Origin of the sequence: Leyella stercorea DSM 18206 (assembly GCF_000235885.1) — a bacterium.
Classification (GTDB): Bacteria; Bacteroidota; Bacteroidia; order Bacteroidales; family Bacteroidaceae; genus Prevotella; species Prevotella stercorea.
Window position 1 is genome coordinate 43,410 of record NZ_JH379449.1, and the last position, 550, is coordinate 43,959.

Genomic DNA, 550 nt, shown 5'->3' on the forward strand with positions numbered 1-550 from the left:
CTCATCGAGCGTGGTGAGCTGGATGAATGGGCTGTCCGGCTTGACCGCTGTCCACTTGTTGAAACGGATGATCAGTCGGTGAACGGAGAAGAGGAGGTCGTGGTAAGGCTTCTGTAAAGCCTGGGCGATGGTGTAAAGCTCTCGCTTGTCGCTGCCTGAGTTGTTGGTCTGCGACTTGCCTGGCACCGAGCCGACGAGGTTGGAGTGGACACGCATGGTAAAGCACATCATGTTGATGGCTTCGACAATGTCCGTCGCCCAGTCGCCACCCTCCTTATCCGTCTCGATTTTGTTGATTACCACGTCATGCTGCTCCTCGCCGTTAGGTGAAACATAGAACGTGGAGAAGAGTACTTTGCCACTATTTTCCATGCCGGTAAGGAAGTTGATGATGTTGTCCTTCTCCTCGTTGACACGCTCCTGCTGCTTGACACGGTCTGTTATGCCCTCGACTTTGAAGATATTGTTCTAGAAGGAGTTTGCAATCTCGATGTGGTACTATAGCACGCCTGTTTGCACACGATGCGGACAATGCGACTGGCATCCTCAT

1 pseudogene is annotated in these 550 nt (G+C 52.4%); it reads right to left on the minus strand.

The features are described 5' to 3' along the window. Positions 1-372: pseudogene (locus tag HMPREF0673_RS14785) on the minus strand (hypothetical protein); the annotation flags it as partial. Positions 373-550: the final 178 nt, after the last annotated feature.